This window comes from Ihuprevotella massiliensis, from assembly GCA_900095835.1.
In the GTDB taxonomy this organism is placed as follows: Bacteria; Bacteroidota; Bacteroidia; order Bacteroidales; family Bacteroidaceae; genus Alloprevotella; species Alloprevotella massiliensis.
This window is the reverse complement of record LT608321.1, coordinates 238,306-253,972: the sequence shown is the minus strand read 5'-3', so window position 1 is coordinate 253,972 and position 15,667 is coordinate 238,306. Positions and strand designations below refer to the sequence as shown.

Here is a 15,667-nt window from a genome sequence, read left to right as displayed (position 1 = left end):
TATGACTAACTTTCCCACGAGTTCAATGAAGATATCCCTCATAGGAGCAGGAAATCTTGCTACACATCTAGCTATGGCACTAACTAAAGCTGGCCATCAAATAGTAGGTATCTGTAGTAAGTCGGGGTCAACAGCTCAAAATTTGGTGGAGAAACTAGGGCAGGGGAGCCAAGCAACTACACAAGTATCAGATTTGCCAAAGGCTGAAATCTACATTTTAGCGACTAAAGACGATGCCATTGCCCAAATCATTGAGAAATGGCCTTCTCATCATCGTGAGGGGATTATAGTCCATACTTCAGGAAGTGTAGACATGGACGTTCTGTCTTCTGCTCAAATGCCTCATGGCGTGTTGTATCCCTTACAAACATTTTCAAAAGATCGTGCTCTAGATTTCAGAAAAGTCCCCTGTTTTGTGGAAGGAGAAAATGCAGAGGTAACAGCAAGACTGACCACATTTGCAAAAAGCATATCTCACAATGTCCACACATTATCGTCAGAACAGCGTAAGAAGCTTCACCTATCAGCGGTATTTGCCTGCAATTTTGTCAATCACCTTTATGATATTGCGGGACAACAACTAGAACAACAAGGACTTCCTGCTGAATGGCTCCAACCTCTGATTGAAGAAACTGCAGAGAAAATCAAGACGCTTCCAGCAAGAGACGCACAAACAGGCCCTGCAATTAGAGGTGACGAACGCGTTTTGAATACGCAATGTGAACTCTTGGCAGAGCATCCCCTACACTTACAGCTCTATAATCTCTTGAGCAAGAGCATTTATCAGACTTTCAACAATGATTAACTACGACTTATCAAAAATCCGTGCATTGATATTCGATGTCGATGGAGTTCTCAGCGAAAGTAATGTATTGCTTCTTGGAGGGCAACCAGTACGCACTGCCAATACAAAAGATGGATACGTCCTCCAACACGCAGTGAAGATGGGGCTTCACCTAGCAATTATTACGGGTGGTAAGAACGAGACAATTAAAGAACGCTACATGGGTTTGGGTATCACAGATATATTCATGGGAGTGTCTATAAAAATCAACGTATTCGATGACTATCTTCTAGCTAATGAATTAAAACCTGAAGAAGTACTTTATATGGGAGATGACATCCCAGATTACGAAGTGATGCAGCGTTGTGGTTGCCCCTGCTGCCCTCAGGATGCTGCTCCAGAGATTAAGGCAATTTCGACCTATATATCAGAATACTCCGGAGGCAACGGATGCGTGCGTGACGTAGTAGAACAAGTGTTACGCGCTCAAAACCTATGGATGCACAACGTCGAAGCTTTTGGCTGGTAATCAACTGTTATGCTTTTTCTGTAATAATTGAACATTCATGCTAGAACACCTCAAAAAATATCAAATACTCCTGGCGAGCAATTCACCACGTCGCCAACAGCTCTTAAGTCAACTGGGGATTTCGTTCAAGGTTTCTGTTATTCCAGGCATTGATGAGAGTTTTCCGGAGGATTTAGCCGATGATAAAGTTGCAGCTTTTATTACACGAAAAAAAGCGCAAGCCTATTTGTCTAATCTTACTGCAAATCAAATGCTTATAGTTGCAGATACCGTAGTAAGAATTAATGGCCAAATACTAGGAAAGCCCAAGAGTAGGGTAGAAGCAGTCGAAATGCTGGAATTGCTTAGTGGGAAAGAACATATCGTTACCACTGCATTCGGAGTTTTCACTACAGAAAAATCTGTTGTCAAATCTGTTCATACTCAAGTAGAATTTGCAAAGCTCACCCGTGAAATGATAGAGTTTTACGTAGATACATATAAGCCCTATGATAAAGCTGGTAGTTATGGTATTCAAGAATGGATTGGCTCCGTTGGAATTATTGGTATACACGGGGCTTATGTCAATGTGATGGGGTTGCCTGTACAAAGTTTGTACGAGACTCTTTGTTCTTTCTGAATCTTTTACCTCAAATATCATCCTCAAAACAAACAAGAACTTTATGTTTAATCAAAAGTACTTAGCTTTTCTTTCTGCTTCGCTGCTAGCAACCACGCTTTCTTGCTCCGAGGACAAGGAAGAGTATACCGCAACGTTTCCTGAATTTGTAGGTCTACAGGCTAAAAACTTAGATACTAGTAGTGGTGCTGTTCTTAAAGCAGGAGAACCCTTCGTGATTTCGGCTATTGAATCAAAACAAGGAAAGCATCTTTACCAGGCTCATTACTATTGGACAATTTATCCAGCAGACAACTATACTCAGCGATACACCAGTTCGCAAGTCTATGACGCTAAAGCTATGCAAGTAAACGACACAATAACTGTTCAAAATGGAGGTAGCTACAGAGTCACCTTAGTGGCCAGTTACGATGTCGCAGGAATAGGTAAGGCACAAATACCATCTTCCCAACGTCTTCCCAATAATGGAGGAGACATTTCCTACAAAGCATCTACACTAAAATACGTAGTTACATTGTCCAAGGTTTTTCAGGTTCAAGACTAACTCCAGGTAGACATAATTTCTCCTATTGTTTGAGAGATAACTGCAGAGGAACATATTATGTTTATCATTGATTCTTGGCTAATTCTGTACGCGAATTCTAGAGCTTAAGTCTTCATCTATTATTGTTAGGTAGAAAAAGAACAATTGAGAGTCATTTCATATTGAGAATACGTGAGATTTGTTCTTTCTTTCCAAAAAGAAACTTGACAACTTCGACAAACCTTCAAAAAATCGACAACCAAAATTGAATGGTCATTATGTTTAATAAACACATTTTGATGTAATGGACGCCCCCCTCATACCTGATGCAGCCCCTCTTGGAGTTCAATGGATAACTTGCCCTCAGTTTCGAGACGAACGCGGAGTTTTAAATGTTGCAGAACATAATAAATTGCCATTCGTCCCACAGCGTACCTTTTGGATTACCAGTGTTCCTCCAGAGGCACAACGAGGAGGACATGCTCATCGTACAACCCACGAATTACTTGGAGCATTACATGGAAGCTGCAAGTTAGAACTGCAAAGTCCCTCACAAAAGATTGTAGTAACCTTGGACTCCTGTTCGCAATTCATTCACATTCCTGCAATGGTCTGGGCGCGTCTTTATGATTTCTCTCCTGAATTTGTAGGTCTGTGCTTCACCTCTGAATCGTATAAGGCAGATGGCTACCTTCACACTTTTGACGAATACCTTAAAGCCTACAGGGTTATTAAACATAACTCTATTTGAGCCCTATTTTTAGCTCTACTCTGTGGACACTGCTATTAAGTTGTTGTATTAGAGTTTAAACAGATACAATCCAAGGATTCCATCTAATAAGCTGATTTGTAGCTATTGATTACTCATGTATTATATTCATCTCTATAGACTCTCTGACTCACAGATTTGGGATGCCTTTGTGCGTTCTTCTAGAAATGCTACATTTCTCTTTGAAAGAGCGTATATGGATTATCACGCTGATAGATTCTGTGATGTATCTTTGTTGGTTTACGATGAGAAGCAACATTTATGTGCCTTATTCCCTGCTACTTGGCATCAGGAAGAAATGGAGATTCGTAGCCACGGTGGACTAACCTACGGTGGTCTTTTGCTTAATAAAAGTGTGGGAGTCCTAGAATCTTGTGACATACTCTTGGAGATTGTAAAATTCTATCGTGATAATTTCCAAGCACAGCGTATGCTCGTAAACCCTGTCCCAAGTATCTACCATGAAACGGCAGCAGAAGACCAGCTTTTCGCCCTTCACTATATAGAAGCACAGTTGTTTAGACGTTACATTTCGACTAGCGTAGCTCTGGACCGCCAAACAGAACTATCAACAAACCGGAAACGACAAATAAAGAAGGCTTTACAACATGGTTTCTCTGTCAAACAGAACTCGGACAATCTCATTCTCTTCTGGAATCTCCTTGCAGATACATTATTAGAGCGCCATGATGCACGACCAGTACACACTTATCAAGAGCTTGAACTATTGACAACGAGATTTCCTAGAAATATAAGTTTGCACACTGTTGAAGACTCTCAAGGTAATTTAGTTGGTGGTACCCTACTCTTTCATACCCCTCGAGTAGTTCACGCACAATATATAGCTGCATCACCGATTGGACGTAAATATGGAGCACTCGACTTGTTGTTTTCTACTTTATTTGAGGAACTACAAGGCATTCCATCTTCCGTACGACCACGATTCTTTGATTTTGGAACATCAATGGAGGGCGAAGGTACAGTGATCAACGAAGGACTTGTGGCTCAGAAAGAAAGTTTTGGAGGTCATACCATCTGTTACGATAAATATATAGTTCAACTGTCATGAAGGACTGGGTTAAATTCTTAGATGTAGCAGCTATAAACGAGCGTTTTTTAGAGGCATTCCACAATGATATTACGGAAGTAGTTCAAAGTGGCCGAGCTTTACTTGGACTACAGACCCAGAAATTCGAAGAGGAGTTTGCAGAATACTGCCACACAACTCACTGCGTAGGAGTTGCCAACGGTTTAGACGCTCTTTGGCTGACACTTATGGCAAAGAAAATATTAGAAGGATGGACTGAGAACGACGAGGTTATAGTACCTGAGCATACTTTTATCGCCACTGTACAAGCGGTTGTCAGAGCTGGATTGAAACCCATACTAGCCCCTGTATCAAATGACGATTATCTGCTTGATGTCAGCCAATTAACACCTATATTATCTTCTAAAACGAGAGCAATACTCCCGGTTCACCTTTATGGTAAAATGGCAGACATGAACTCCATTGCAACCTTTGCGGCTCAACACAATTTGTTTATTCTTGAAGATGCGGCTCAAGCACATGGGGCTCAATACGCAGGACATCCTGCAGGAGATCGATTTTGGCAAGGTGCTGCAGCCTATAGTTTTTACCCAGGAAAAAATCTAGGTGCTCTTGGCGATGGAGGTGCGATGGTAACGAATGACGAATCTCTTGCAAATTGCGTACGTCAATTAGCTAATTATGGCTCCTCCACGAAATATCACCATGAATATATGGGCACCAATAGCCGTTTAGACGAACTACAAGCCGCATTTCTTCGGCATAAACTCCGAAGCTTGCAAGAAGACAACAAAAAGCGTCGAAAAATCGCTCGACGATATCTTACAGAAATTAAGAATCCACTCATTTCACTTCCCTACCCTACACTAGACTTGTCTCAAAAACTGGAGAGTGTCTTTCATATCTTCCCTATATTCTCCCAACATCGCACAAGGCTCCAAGAGCATTTACAAGAGGGCTATATAGAGACACTTATCCACTACCCTATTCCAATACATAAACAACAGTGTATTCGTCATTTCTGGAGAGATGAAAATGATTTTCTTACTGCAGAACAGCTTGCTAACGAAGAACTGAGTCTGCCCATCAGTCCGGTATTATCAGACGAACACGTAACACGCGTAATTCGAGCACTAAATACTTTTGAACTATGACTTTAGACATTCTGATTTGCTCCTTGAATAAAGGAATTGTTCGCATTGACGATTTGCTTCTTCCCCAGCGCAAGGATGTGCGCTACATAGTTTCTTATCAATACACAGACGAGCGCTATTTGGAACTTATTCCCTCTTCTCTTGCATCGCGTATTGACGTGGTTGTTAGTACCCACAAAGGGCAAGGCCTATCCTCTAATCGAAATCACGCACTTGAGTTGGCCAAGGCAGACCTAGTTATGTTTGCCGATGACGATGCTCGTCTAACCAACGATGCTGTAGATACTATATTCAGTACCTTTAACCAACATCCCAACGTTGAAGTTGCTTTGTTTCGCGCCAGCACTTACACGGGGAAATTACTAAAAAAATATCCAGAAGCAGAACGGGACATCACCTACCTTCCCAAAGACTACACCATTTCTACTATTGAAATGGTGTGCCGTCGTAAGTGTGTGCAAGGGAAAGTACGGTTTGACGAAAGATTCGGACTAGGCACGCGATTTCTGACTTGTGGCGAAGAAGAAGTATGGCTTATAGACGCACTACGCGCAGGTTTATCAATTCGTTACTACCCTTATAAAGTAGTGGAAACAAGTACAATGCTAAAACGTTCAATGATTTATGTAGACGCTGGTGTACAACGTTCTAAGGGAGCTTTAACCTATTATAAATATGGATCTTCTGCTTGGATACGCTGTTTCTGGTTTGCGGTTGACTGCACACGCAAAGGCCTTTGCCATTTCATCCCCATGCTACGCCATCTCTATCAAGGGATACTTTATCTTCGTCACAATGGCTAAATGCCTTCTCTATGATTTACCCATTTAAAGAAACAGGGAAATAAAAAGCCCCTAGAATCATTTGATTCTAGGGGCTTTTTCAGGTAGTCCTATACAATCCAACAAATACAGACAGGTTAAGGTTGCTTCCTAAGTACTTGCCATTTCTTGTTATAAACCCGTACTAAATGCGTAGTATCTCTAGCATAAAAGGTTCGTGTAACTCGAATTGTAGAATCTGCTAAGAGCTCCATTTTCCATATGGATGCTGGAGTATACCGTAAAGTAATGCACTTTTCTTCGAGGCTCTCTAATGTCGTTTCTCCACCAATACTATTAACAACAGCTGCAGACTGTTGCTCTTTGTAGAAGTCGATTAAATCCATACGAGCAGTAGTATTAAGCAAAGGTAAAAGGGAGAGCGGCACTGCGTAAAAGATGGATTCGAGATAGCTCATTGTAGATGAAATCAGCATAGGGTTTATGTATTACTTTCTTTAATCCTACGGAAGAGATCAGAAGCAAAAATAAAGCTATTCAAGCGCTCATTATCAGCTGTCATTACTTCATCTTTAGTACCCTCCCACTCACGGTGTCCTTCATAAATGTATAGGATATGCTCTCCAATCCCCATTACCGAATTCATATCATGGGTATTTATGATAGTAGTTGTTCCGTATTCTTGCGTAATCGAATGAATCAGTTCATCAATTACCAATGACGTCTTAGGGTCTAAGCCTGAATTCGGCTCATCGCAAAAGAGATATTTGGGCTTTAAAGCTATAGCGCGCGCTATAGCTACTCGTTTTTGCATACCACCAGAAATTTCTCCAGGATATTTGTGTCCTGCATCTGATAGATTAACGCGATCTAAGCAAAATCTGGCTCGGCGCACACGTTCTTTATAGCTTTCATTAGAGAACATATCAAGCGGAAACATAACATTCTCTTCAACGGTAAGGCTATCGAACAAAGCTGCACTTTGAAATATCATTCCCATTTCTCGGCGTAGCATCACGCGTTCTTTTTTGGACATCGTTACAATATCTCGACCATCGTAAAGAATTTGTCCTGACGTTGGTGAAAACAACCCAACAATACATTTCATCAACACTGTTTTACCCGAGCCAGACTGTCCAATTATCAAGTTTGTTTTGCCGGCTTCAAAGATCGTATCAATGCCTTTCAGAACTTTTTTGTCTTCAAAAGCCTTGCGAAGTTCTATAAGTTGGATCATGAGAGTATTTGTGTAAGGAAAAGATCGGAGAAAAGAATGAGCATCGATGAACTAACAACTGCATCTGTAGAAGCTTTTCCGACTTCTACCGAACCACCTTCCACACGATAACCATAATAGGCAGAAACACTAGAGATTATAAAGGCAAAGAAGAAGCTCTTTACTACTCCCATCCAGAAATACCATTGATTAAAATCATACTGTATTCCTTCTGTTAAGTGCGCTGGTGTCAATATATGGCCAATATATGCAGTTGCATAAGCTCCAATAATACCACTTGTTGTAGAAAACACCACCAATAAAGGAATCATTGTCAGCATACCCACTATTTTAGGTAAAATAAGATATGACGCTGAGTTGACACCCATAATTTCTAGCGCGTCAATCTGTTGTGTCACGCGCATTGTTCCTATTTCAGAAGCGATGTTAGAGCCGACTTTTCCAGCCAAAATCAAACACATAATGGAGGAAGAAAACTCCAAAAGCATGATTTCTCTAGTGACATAACCACTAACCCATTTGGGCATCCATGCACTTTCAATATTAAGTTTGATTTGGATGCAAATAACAGCTCCGATAAAGAATGAAATCAACAAGACTATTACAATGGAGTCAACCCCCAAAGATGCCATCTCCTTGACATATTGCTTCCAGAACATACGAAACCGCTCTGGGATTGCGAAAACTCTTCGCATAAGAACAAGGTATTGTCCAAATGCTTGGAGATATGAAGTGATCAGCATGAGCCTACTTGGTTAAAGCTGTTTCTATTTGATTTTGAATAAGGCTATTACCTGGATAACCACCTTGGGTAACATTCGAATATGCCACACTTCCGTCTTTATTAAGCAACATATATGCTGGAATTCCAGGCATATTGAGTTCACCACCTAATTCAGACCATTGTTTATCTGTAAGGCGATAGTGATCCCCACTAATGACTTGGAGGGCATTTTTCCACTCAGCTTCTGGAGAGGTTTCACCTGTAATATATACAAAGATAGCTCCCTTCTTCTGAAGGTCTGATTTGATTAAATCCACTTCCTTCATTGCAGCTCGACATGGAGGGCACCAGGTGGCCCAAAAATCGATAAGAACAACCTTTCCTGCATACTTTTTTTTGATATAGGCAAAAGCATCATGACCATTAAGTTCGGAGCTTACAGGAAAAACCGTTGCAGGAACAGCATCAGGATTGGAAGGATTTACAATAGTGGTAGGAGAATCTTGGTAATTGCTTGAGCTAGCTGTTGTAGGATTGCCGGCTTTCGACGCACAACCAGTGGCTGTAAGGAGCAAGCTTGAGAAGAGGAAGAATAATTTTCTGCGCATTGTTCTATGATTTATTAGCCCCCAGAAACATAAAGTGGGGGATGAATTAAGATGCAAATATAATCGATTTTACTGAGATAGCTTATTTTTTTCTTCATTAAGTATGCTATATCGTCTTAAAAACACTTATGGAGCAAGTTTTTATCCATAAACAGTGCTCGTTTGGTGGGAATTACTTATATTTGCAGTTGAAATGCTTACTGAACGACATCTTATATATCGTTGAGGCACTTAAAATCAAATTGAATCAAACAAAACATCAATAGAAGACTCTATGAAGAAAAATCTCATCCTAGCCCTATTGTTTGCATCATTCTCTTTTGGTGCCGCAAATGCGCAGAATCAGACAAATAACCCTGTCCCAATGGAAGCTAGTGTACAGGCCATGGCAGAAGAGGTTATCGCTAATCAAATGAGCGATCCTGAAGCTGCCAACAAGACTTTCGCAAAGTTGCTCTCCAAAGTAAAAAAGGATAAGGAGCAACTTACGGCTGTAGGACAGTTCTTCTTGGATCAAAAGATTTATCCTTGCGCTAACCAATGCGCAAAACAAGTATACCAGCTTGATCCTTCCTATGTTCCAGGATTGATGCTGAGCGGTCGTGTTTGCATCCTCCGTAAAGACTGGGGTGGCGCTGGCCAAAAGTTCGACGAAGTGTTGAACTATGAGCCCGATAATATTGAAGCACTCAAATTGTCTGCACGCGTTTATAAGAACGTAAACCCAATTGTAGCTCAAGAAACCCTCAAGAAAATCCTCGAAAAGGAACCTGAGAACATTGATGCTTATAAGGAACTTGGTGACATCGCTTACAACAACCAAGAATTCAAAGAAGCTGCTAAGGCTTATAAGAGCGTATTCGATAAGACGAAAGACCTCACTGTCGAGGATGTCCCTGCAGGTGTAAACTATCTCACAGCCATGATGCTTACTGGTGGAGATGCTTTTACAATCAAGGAATTGGCACAAAAGCTTCTCCCACTCGATCCAAAGAACTTTGCACTACGCAGTCTCCTCTTCTTCTCTGATATCGAAACAATGGACTATCAGAAAGCAAAGGATGACATTGCTTATATCGAGAAAAAGGAATATGAGGACAGTCTTTATCGCTATATCGACTACCAATATGCAGCTCGTTATGCAAACGAAGCTCTCAATGATAAAGACGCAGCTATAGCATACTATATTAAGGCTGCCGAAAAAGATTCCTTGCGTCCTGATAGCTACAAGGAGATTGCCTCTTTGATGCGTACAAATAAGCAAGCAGCTCAAGCTATCCCTTACATGGAGAAATATATCAAGCTCCGTGGTGATAAAGCTGACAGCAAAGACCTTTTTAGCCTTGGTCTCACCTACATTGCAGCAAAAGCCCAAGCAACAACAGATGAAGAACGTAACAAGTTCATCGAAGGAGGTGACAAAGTATTTGAACAATACATGAACGAACTGCCCAACAACTATGTTGGTCCCTTCTATCGTGCACAACTTTGGATCACCGATGGTAGTAAGCCAGAAGAGAAGCCACGTGAGTATTACAGCAAGGCTCTTGAATTGATTGGTGACAATGAAGACTACGTAGATCAAAAGAAAGGTGCTCTCACTTACTTGATGGTTTACTACCTCAAGAAGGAAGACGACGCTAAATGCAAGGTTTACGTGAATGAAATTCTTAAGATTGATCCCAACAATGCCTTGGCGAAGAAGGTTCAAACTGTACTGAAGTAGACAAAGTCTAATAGTCTAGACTCTTTAAACGATGGTGTGGTTCACTAAAAACCATACCATCGTTTTTCTTATTGCATTCCACAAATATAAGATTACAACAAGAGAAGTCATCAAAAAGCTTTGCTAGATTGGAAGAAAATCGTAACTTTGCAGCGCTGTCACGTGTTGACGGCACGAAGATATTTAATTATTCATCGGGGACGTGTCCCCATAAATCCATTTCTATCAATGGCAACTCGTATTCGTTTGCAACGCCATGGCCGTAAGAGCTATGCATTCTACAGCATCGTAATCGCTGACGTTCGCGCACCTCGTGATGGTAAGTTCACTGAAAAGATCGGTACTTACAACCCTAACACTAACCCTGCAACCGTAGACCTCAACTTTGAGCGTGCTCTTCACTGGGTTGAGTGTGGTGCACAACCCACAGACACCGTACGCAACATCCTTTCTGACGAAGGTGTACTCCTCATGAAGCACCTCCGTGGTGGTGTTAAGAAGGGTGCTTTTGACGAAGCTACTGCACAAAGCAAGTTCGAAGCTTGGAAGCAAGAGAAGGAAAACAAGTCTGCTGCTTTCGTTGGTAAGCTCGCTGAAGCTAAGAAGTCTGCACTTGCTGCACGTCTCGAAGCTGAAAAGGCTACTAATGCTAAGATTGCAGAAAAAGTAGCAGAGAAGAAGGCTGCAGCAGCTCAAGCTGAAGCTGAAGCTGCTGCAGAACAAGTAGAAGAAGCTCCTGCAGCTGAAGCTACAGAAGAGACTGCTGAGGCTTAATTCTACAAGAGTTAATACTCTAATCTCTGAAGCTTTCCTTATGAAAAGCTTCGTTCTAAGGTCTAAATCAATAAAAAGTCGTTTCCTTATGGAAACGACTTTTCTTTGTTTACAAGCTACAATATGGCAAGATTCGCATTCATACAGTCCTATAAGATAGCATAGACTAATCACTAAACAGGCTTCTTGCAAGTTAAATGTCTATTTGCTTTCCCAAAAACAAAAAGAGTTTTAGAACTGGACTAAAAGAAAAATCCATACTCCATCTGTAGAACGAAATATGGATTTAGATATAAACGCATAGACAAAACGCAAAAGTAGCGACTAAAAACAGTAAGCTAATATTGGCGCTCTCCAAAGATAGAACTTCCCACACGTATCATGGTACTACCTGTTTCTATCGCTAATAGATAATCTTCACTCATGCCCCAAGAGCATTCTTTAAAATCAGGACTATCAGAGAAATGTGTGGCTTTCGCCCATTCAAAAAGTGCTCTTGCTTCTTCAAACTCTTGTCTGACCTGCACCATATCTTCTGTAAAAGAAGCCATACACATTACCCCTACCACATGAGCATAGGAGAGTTCTTTCCATCTGCCATCGTTCAGAAAAGCACGAAACTCATTAGGATAGAATCCGAATTTTCCTTCCTCTTGAGCAACGTGAATCTGCAATAAACAGGGGATATTACGGTTATTTCTACGACCTTGCTTATCTATTTCCTCTAATAAACGCAGACTATCTACCGCATGAATTAAAGAAATGAAAGGTGCTATATATTTAACCTTGTTTACTTGAAGATGACCAATGAAATGCCAAGCAATGTCATGTGGAAGGGATTGTTGTTTCCCTACCAACTCCTGTACTCTACTCTCACCAAAAACACGTTGCCCTACGTCATAAGCTTCTAGAAGCGCGGACTTCGAATGAAACTTTGATACTGCAACTAGCTTTACACCTTCTGGGAGCTGCTCTTTAATTCTAAGTAGTCGTTCTTGTAATGGAGTCATGAATATCGTATGAAATATATAAATACTAAGAAGACAAGCAGTATAGAATCAAACTAATATCCCTTTTTCACGAGAAAATAATGGACAACAATACTCGTCTGTGAGAATTACATTGCTTTTTCAGGGACATCAGCCTTATAATGGTAGACTCCCATCAACATTGTTTCAGCCATCGACGAAATTACATAATCCATCATAGAACCCTTCATACCTTCATCAAGACGCTTCACCGCATCACGCAGATCAGAACATTGAACAAGTACATTATGAGAAGACTTCTTCTCTTTTCCGGTCTTCTCATCCAGGGTCACGAACGTGAGTTTCGCCTTGAACCAGCGATCAGCTGACTCGTCAATTGTTTCAAAAATTTCTGCATAACGAGCACGCTTAATATCACTCACCTGGAATTCTCCTGTCATAAAGGGAGCGATTTCTTCAATGATTCTGCGCTCAGCTTCTGTAAAATTAAGTGCGTCAACAAGATATGGCTCATTAAATTTCTTCATAACACCATTATCCATAGCACGTTCATACTTAATCTTGCATTCAAACCATTCTGCCATAATCGGAATTGTACTTTGTGTGGAAAAAGATAGAGAATTTCTTGTACGTCTATAGACGTCACGTACTGCTCACTAATCGTACAACAGCTGAGCAAAGTTACAAATTTCTAGGGATAATAAAAAGTACTTTGTTATAAAAGGAACAATTAAGCACCAAATAGTGGACATTATTGACTCCCCCTGGCATTTTCCGTACAAACATAGTTACATAAAATCTATAACTATGGTACCCTATACAAAGGAAAGTAGTCAACGCACTTATTGAGTGGAACTTACTTAATTTATCGCCTAAAAAATTGATAGAATCATAAAACTAAAGACTCGCTGCTATTTAGTAGATACCCCTCCATATAAAATAATTTCCCCTTCGCTATCGTTTTACAAAGGGGAAATTATAGAGTAAAGAATGATTGCTCTGACTATTATTTACTTTGGTAGCGTTTATTCATTCCATTAACAACTTCTCTGGTAATGTCTAGCTTTTCATTAGCATAGAGCACATTGTCACCCTGTTTAGAGATGATCATATCGAAATGCATATCTTTGTTGTAATCCTTAAGGAATGACTGTACACTATCGCGAAGCGTCTTGTTGAACTTCTCTTGGGCTTTAAGCATTTTCTGCTGCGCTTCCTGCTGGAGTTTCGCTCCTTCTTGTTGAAGACGCACTAAGCGTTGCTGAGCAGCTTCACCTTGAGCCTGAGAAGTAAAAGCTCCAGATTGTACTTTTTGCTGAAATTCAGCTGTCGCCTTTTGAAGCTGCACCATTTTTGCATTGATTTGAGCTTCATATTGTTTAGACTTAGCTTCAAGGCTTGCTTTTTCCTTGATGCAATACTCATATTGCGTAAGAAGTGAATCAACTTCTACGTAAGCTATACTATTGCCTGCAGGTTTTACTGCCGCTTCTTGATTAGCAACAACTACCGCTGTTCCTTTGGGAGCTTCTTTCTTGTCGCAACTAGATAAACATAAAGGAGTAACGACACCTAAAATGGCAAGAACTGAAAAGAGTTTCATAGAGAATACATTAGTGAGTTAGGGGTGATGCAAAATTACAGGGATTTATTTGTTTTCATGCTCAGCCACAGCATGTTTTTTTGCGATGCGGGCTTCTGTGTCTTGGGTTGTTGCACAAGATACTTTGTGGCGTTGCATTGCTTTGTTACCACTAATATGAGTATTGACAAATCTTCCTTTGATAATAATACCAACAGAAAGAAGGAAAAAGGCAATTGCTACAATAATTATCGTGGGTATGAGGATTTGAATCATATTAAATTGCTATATTTGCAAGTGCAAAAATACGACAACCCAACAAATACCACAAGGGTTGTCCACAATTTAACTCACAAAGATAAACAAGTTATGGTAGAGCTTACTCCAAAATCCGTATTTGACTGCTTCGCGCAAATCAACCAAGTACCTCGTCCATCAAAGCGTGAGGAGAAAATTACAGCCTTCCTTCGCAAATTTGGTGAAGATCTTGGCCTTGAAACCATCGTAGACCATGCTGGCAACGTATTGATCAAGAAACCAGCCACTCCAGGTTACGAAAACCGTAAGACTGTCATTCTCCAGAGCCACCAAGACATGGTGTGTGAAAAGAACAAAGATGTAGAATTCGACTTTGATAATGACGCAATCCAAACCTACATTGATGGCGAATGGTTAAAGGCAAAGGGAACAACTCTCGGTGCAGATGACGGTATTGGTATCGCTATGGAAATGGCCCTTCTCCAAGCAACAGATATTGAACACGGTCCTATTGAATGCGTATTTACCCGCGATGAAGAAACTGGTCTAACTGGTGCTTTCGAGATGAAATCTGACTTTATGTCAGGAGATTTACTTATTAATCTTGACTCTGAAGATGAAGGAGAGATTTTTGTAAGTTGTGCTGGCGGTGTCCGCACTGAAGCCAAATACAATCTCGACCTTGAGTCTGTACCCGCTGGATACAAAGCTATAGAAGTCACAGTAAAAGGACTTACAGGAGGACACTCTGGAGACGACATCAATAAAAAGCGCGGAAATGCGAACAAGCTTTTAGTTCGCTTCCTTCTTGAACAACTCGTAAAAGCTGATTTGCGCCTTTGCGACATCCAAGCAGGTGGTCTTCACAATGCAATTCCTCGTGAAGCTCATGCCATTGTGGTTGTTCCTACAGACCGCATTACAGCGTTAAGCAACGAACTTCAAGAGTTTGGAATACGCGTTAAAGAAGAATTCTCTTCAACAGAACCAGATGCAACGTTCATAGCCACCGAGGTTACGGTGCCTGCAGACTGTTTGACTAAATCTCAAACAGAACGTATCCTGAAAAGCCTGATTGTTGTTCACAATGGCATCTTTGCTATGAGTCAGGACATCGATGATTTGGTTGAAACTTCTAGCAACTTAGCAAATATCAAGCGTGAAGGTAGCCAAATCATAGTAAACACCTCTCAACGTTCTAGTGTAGCAAGCAATTTGACTTATATGGCAGAAGTCGTTCGCGCTGCTTTCGAACTTGGCGGTGCCCAATGTGTCACAAATGAAGGATATCCAGGATGGAAGGTTAACCCCAAGAGTGAAATCGTGAAAATTGCAGTTGAAAGCTACAAACGTCTTTTCAACAAGGAGCCTAAAGTGCGTGCTATTCATGCTGGTCTAGAGTGCGGACTCTTTTCAGAGAAGTACCCCAACCTCGATATGGTAAGCTTCGGTCCTACACTTCGCGGTGTACACTCTCCAGACGAGCGCCTTTTGATTCCCACTGTGCAAATGGTTTGGGATCATCTTCTCGATATTCTAAAGAACGTACCTAATCAGTAAT

18 protein-coding genes are annotated in these 15,667 nt (G+C 40.9%); 11 read left to right on the top strand and 7 right to left on the bottom strand.

From position 1 onward, the window contains the following. Nucleotides 1-25 precede the first annotated feature (25 nt). The 8 genes from BQ2633_RS01190 (at nt 26) to BQ2633_RS01155 (ending at nt 6,229) form a co-directional block, all read left to right on the top strand. Nucleotides 26-805 (top strand): DUF2520 domain-containing protein, encoded by a 780-nt coding sequence (locus BQ2633_RS01190; RefSeq protein ID WP_075564645.1) that lies wholly within the window; start codon nt 26-28, stop codon nt 803-805. Continuing rightward, entirely contained in the window at nt 798-1,313 is a 516-nt protein-coding gene (locus BQ2633_RS01185; RefSeq protein ID WP_075564644.1) for a KdsC family phosphatase, read from the top strand. The genes BQ2633_RS01190 and BQ2633_RS01185 overlap by 8 nt, the downstream gene beginning before the upstream one ends. A 37-nt stretch (nt 1,314-1,350) precedes the next feature. After that, nucleotides 1,351-1,932, top strand: a complete 582-nt coding sequence (locus tag BQ2633_RS01180; protein WP_075564643.1) for a Maf family nucleotide pyrophosphatase — start codon at nt 1,351-1,353, stop codon at nt 1,930-1,932. Nucleotides 1,933-1,975: 43 nt separating this feature from the next. Then, a complete protein-coding gene (locus BQ2633_RS01175; protein WP_075564642.1) occupies nt 1,976-2,476 on the top strand; it encodes a hypothetical protein in 501 nt (166 codons plus the stop codon). A gap of 283 nt (nt 2,477-2,759) precedes the next feature. Beyond that, entirely contained in the window at nt 2,760-3,206 is a 447-nt protein-coding gene (locus BQ2633_RS11650; protein WP_075564641.1) for a sugar 3,4-ketoisomerase, read from the top strand. 115 nt (nt 3,207-3,321) lie between these two features. Continuing rightward, a complete protein-coding gene (locus tag BQ2633_RS01165) occupies nt 3,322-4,293 on the top strand; it encodes a GNAT family N-acetyltransferase (protein WP_075564640.1) in 972 nt (323 codons plus the stop codon). Continuing rightward, on the top strand, nt 4,290-5,426 hold the full coding sequence (locus BQ2633_RS01160) for a DegT/DnrJ/EryC1/StrS family aminotransferase (RefSeq protein ID WP_075564639.1): 1,137 nt from the start codon (nt 4,290-4,292) through the stop codon (nt 5,424-5,426). Before BQ2633_RS01165 ends, BQ2633_RS01160 begins: the two co-directional genes overlap by 4 nt. Next, nucleotides 5,423-6,229 (top strand): glycosyltransferase family 2 protein, encoded by an 807-nt coding sequence (locus BQ2633_RS01155; RefSeq protein ID WP_075564638.1) that lies wholly within the window; start codon nt 5,423-5,425, stop codon nt 6,227-6,229. The genes BQ2633_RS01160 and BQ2633_RS01155 overlap by 4 nt, the downstream gene beginning before the upstream one ends. A 116-nt stretch (nt 6,230-6,345) precedes the next feature. On the opposite strand, the gene BQ2633_RS11645 is transcribed toward BQ2633_RS01155, so the two are convergent. Genes BQ2633_RS11645 through BQ2633_RS01135 form a run of 4 tightly spaced genes read right to left on the bottom strand, consistent with a single transcriptional unit; the run spans nt 6,346 to nt 8,777 of the window. Further along, complete coding sequence (locus tag BQ2633_RS11645; RefSeq protein ID WP_075564637.1) at nt 6,346-6,666, bottom strand: DUF3256 family protein; 321 nt, start codon at nt 6,664-6,666, stop codon at nt 6,346-6,348. 23 nt (nt 6,667-6,689) lie between these two features. Then, entirely contained in the window at nt 6,690-7,445 is a 756-nt protein-coding gene (locus BQ2633_RS01145) for an ABC transporter ATP-binding protein (protein WP_075564636.1), read from the bottom strand. Beyond that, a complete protein-coding gene (locus BQ2633_RS01140; protein WP_075564635.1) occupies nt 7,442-8,188 on the bottom strand; it encodes an MlaE family ABC transporter permease in 747 nt (248 codons plus the stop codon). Before BQ2633_RS01140 ends, BQ2633_RS01145 begins: the two co-directional genes overlap by 4 nt. A gap of 4 nt (nt 8,189-8,192) precedes the next feature. Beyond that, nucleotides 8,193-8,777, bottom strand: coding sequence for a TlpA family protein disulfide reductase (locus BQ2633_RS01135; protein ID WP_075564634.1), 585 nt, complete (start codon nt 8,775-8,777; stop codon nt 8,193-8,195). A 274-nt stretch (nt 8,778-9,051) separates the two neighbouring features. On the opposite strand from BQ2633_RS01135, the gene BQ2633_RS01130 reads away from it, so the two are divergent. After that, the gene (locus BQ2633_RS01130; protein WP_083233884.1) at nt 9,052-10,503 is read left to right on the top strand and encodes a tetratricopeptide repeat protein; all 1,452 of its coding nucleotides are present in this window, start codon (nt 9,052-9,054) and stop codon (nt 10,501-10,503) included. Between the two features lie 228 nt (nt 10,504-10,731). Further along, complete coding sequence (locus BQ2633_RS01125; RefSeq protein ID WP_075564632.1) at nt 10,732-11,277, top strand: 30S ribosomal protein S16; 546 nt, start codon at nt 10,732-10,734, stop codon at nt 11,275-11,277. A 338-nt stretch (nt 11,278-11,615) separates the two neighbouring features. Here BQ2633_RS01125 and BQ2633_RS01120 read toward each other — a convergent pair whose 3' ends face one another. The 3 genes from BQ2633_RS01120 to BQ2633_RS01110 all read right to left on the bottom strand — a co-directional run bounded on the left by BQ2633_RS01120 (nt 11,616) and on the right by BQ2633_RS01110 (nt 13,869). Then, complete coding sequence (locus tag BQ2633_RS01120; RefSeq protein WP_075564631.1) at nt 11,616-12,287, bottom strand: YggS family pyridoxal phosphate-dependent enzyme; 672 nt, start codon at nt 12,285-12,287, stop codon at nt 11,616-11,618. Between the two features lie 107 nt (nt 12,288-12,394). Beyond that, nucleotides 12,395-12,850, bottom strand: coding sequence for a DUF4494 family protein (locus BQ2633_RS01115; RefSeq protein WP_176720072.1), 456 nt, complete (start codon nt 12,848-12,850; stop codon nt 12,395-12,397). Between the two features lie 422 nt (nt 12,851-13,272). Next, nucleotides 13,273-13,869, bottom strand: a complete 597-nt coding sequence (locus BQ2633_RS01110; RefSeq protein ID WP_075564629.1) for an OmpH/Skp family outer membrane protein — start codon at nt 13,867-13,869, stop codon at nt 13,273-13,275. 348 nt (nt 13,870-14,217) lie between these two features. Here BQ2633_RS01110 and BQ2633_RS01100 point away from each other — a divergent pair, with 348 nt between their 5' ends. Continuing rightward, nucleotides 14,218-15,666, top strand: a complete 1,449-nt coding sequence (locus BQ2633_RS01100; RefSeq protein ID WP_075564627.1) for an aminoacyl-histidine dipeptidase — start codon at nt 14,218-14,220, stop codon at nt 15,664-15,666. Nucleotide 15,667: the final 1 nt, after the last annotated feature.

Bases quoted from the DNA above. Each gene is read 5' to 3' on its own strand.
- BQ2633_RS01180 (WP_075564643.1), top strand. From the start codon at position 1,351: ATGCTAGAACACCTCAAAAAATATCAAATACTCCTGGCGAGCAATTCA.
- BQ2633_RS01190 (WP_075564645.1), top strand. From the start codon at position 26: ATGAAGATATCCCTCATAGGAGCAGGAAATCTTGCTACACATCTAGCT.
- BQ2633_RS11645 (WP_075564637.1), bottom strand. From the start codon at position 6,666: ATGAGCTATCTCGAATCCATCTTTTACGCAGTGCCGCTCTCCCTTTTA.
- BQ2633_RS01140 (WP_075564635.1), bottom strand. From the start codon at position 8,188: ATGCTGATCACTTCATATCTCCAAGCATTTGGACAATACCTTGTTCTT.
- BQ2633_RS01130 (WP_083233884.1), top strand. From the start codon at position 9,052: ATGAAGAAAAATCTCATCCTAGCCCTATTGTTTGCATCATTCTCTTTT.
- BQ2633_RS01125 (WP_075564632.1), top strand. From the start codon at position 10,732: ATGGCAACTCGTATTCGTTTGCAACGCCATGGCCGTAAGAGCTATGCA.
- BQ2633_RS01135 (WP_075564634.1), bottom strand. From the start codon at position 8,777: ATGCGCAGAAAATTATTCTTCCTCTTCTCAAGCTTGCTCCTTACAGCC.
- BQ2633_RS01160 (WP_075564639.1), top strand. From the start codon at position 4,290: ATGAAGGACTGGGTTAAATTCTTAGATGTAGCAGCTATAAACGAGCGT.
- BQ2633_RS01185 (WP_075564644.1), top strand. From the start codon at position 798: ATGATTAACTACGACTTATCAAAAATCCGTGCATTGATATTCGATGTC.
- BQ2633_RS01100 (WP_075564627.1), top strand. From the start codon at position 14,218: ATGGTAGAGCTTACTCCAAAATCCGTATTTGACTGCTTCGCGCAAATC.
- BQ2633_RS01165 (WP_075564640.1), top strand. From the start codon at position 3,322: ATGTATTATATTCATCTCTATAGACTCTCTGACTCACAGATTTGGGAT.
- BQ2633_RS01175 (WP_075564642.1), top strand. From the start codon at position 1,976: ATGTTTAATCAAAAGTACTTAGCTTTTCTTTCTGCTTCGCTGCTAGCA.
- BQ2633_RS01145 (WP_075564636.1), bottom strand. From the start codon at position 7,445: ATGATCCAACTTATAGAACTTCGCAAGGCTTTTGAAGACAAAAAAGTT.
- BQ2633_RS01120 (WP_075564631.1), bottom strand. From the start codon at position 12,287: ATGACTCCATTACAAGAACGACTACTTAGAATTAAAGAGCAGCTCCCA.
- BQ2633_RS11650 (WP_075564641.1), top strand. From the start codon at position 2,760: ATGGACGCCCCCCTCATACCTGATGCAGCCCCTCTTGGAGTTCAATGG.
- BQ2633_RS01115 (WP_176720072.1), bottom strand. From the start codon at position 12,850: ATGGCAGAATGGTTTGAATGCAAGATTAAGTATGAACGTGCTATGGAT.
- BQ2633_RS01110 (WP_075564629.1), bottom strand. From the start codon at position 13,869: ATGAAACTCTTTTCAGTTCTTGCCATTTTAGGTGTCGTTACTCCTTTA.
- BQ2633_RS01155 (WP_075564638.1), top strand. From the start codon at position 5,423: ATGACTTTAGACATTCTGATTTGCTCCTTGAATAAAGGAATTGTTCGC.